General features: G+C 54.1%; 1 protein-coding gene. It reads left to right on the top strand.

Annotation, left to right across the window (positions count from 1 at the left end; all coding sequences use genetic code 11):
* Positions 1 to 71 precede the first annotated feature (71 nt).
* Complete coding sequence (locus PG892_RS22300) at positions 72 to 1,085, top strand: IS110-like element ISAeca3 family transposase (protein ID WP_052815087.1); 1,014 nt, start codon at positions 72 to 74, stop codon at positions 1,083 to 1,085.
* Positions 1,086 to 1,152 lie beyond the last annotated feature (67 nt).

Raw genomic sequence — 1,152 nt, 5'->3', positions numbered from 1 at the left:
CTAATGAGATGGTCACCCCCACCCTGTGAGCGGTACGCTGACAGGGTGTTTTTCTTTCAGGAGAGGCCATCATGGAAAACGTTGCGCTTATTGGTATTGATCTCGGTAAACACTCTTTTCACATTCACTGTCAAGACCGGTTCGGCAAGGCTCTTCTTCGCAAGAAGTTCAACCGGACAAAGCTCATCGAATCCCTCGCAACTTTTCCTGTATGCACCATCGTCATGGAGGCATGTGCCGGAGCCCATTACATGGCTCGTCGGCTGGCTGAATTTGGGCATGAGAGTAAGCTCATTTCGCCTCAATTCGTGCGCCCATTCGTCAAGAGCAACAAGAACGACTTCATCGATGCTGAAGCTATTTGCGAGGCCGCCTGCCGTCCCTCCATGCGGTTTGTAACGCCCAAGACCGAAAGCCAGCAAACGTTGGGAGCACTGCATCGTGTGCGCGAATCGTTTGTGCGCGATCGGGTTAAGGCATCGAACCAGATACACGGCTTTTTACTCGAATTTGGCATCAGTCTGCCCGTCGGTCATGCCGCCATCAAGCGCCTGCCTTCTGTGATGGCTGAACACGAGTTACCAGCGCGACTGATTACCATGTTGGAGAGGCTGCATGCCCATTTCAAGTATCTGGAGCAGCAAATTGCCGAGATCGACAAGGAACTGGCCAGCCAGCTTGGCGATGACGATCTTGGTCAGCGTCTGATGACAATCCCTGGTGTCGGCCCGATCACTGCCAGCGTGTTGGCCGCCGAGCTCGGTGACGGAAAACACTATCGATGTAGTCGTGATTTCGCGGCGTCAGTCGGATTGGTGCCACGCCAGTACAGTACTGGGGGCCGGGCAAACCTGAAGGGTATCAGCAAGCGTGGCGACAAAAATCTTAGACGATTGTTGGTGCAATGTGCACGAGCCTATATGCAACGGCTAGAGCGGCAAACGGGACGATTGGCTGATTGGGTCAGGTCTATGTTGACTCGGCGACATTCGAATGTTGTGGCTTGTGCACTAGCCAACAAGTTGGCCCGCACGGCTTGGGCGCTGGCGGCACGGCATACCGAATTTCGGGCAATGCCAACCTGACGCGCCCCTATTTACTTTTGTACTGACACACCCACCTGGTTTTGCGACTGTGATATTGGATGACGTG

This window comes from Aeromonas sp. QDB68, from assembly GCF_027707405.1.
GTDB lineage: Bacteria > Pseudomonadota > Gammaproteobacteria > Enterobacterales > Aeromonadaceae > Aeromonas > Aeromonas caviae.
Note: the sequence above shows the minus strand (reverse complement) of the source record. Positions and strands in the feature narration are given on the sequence as shown.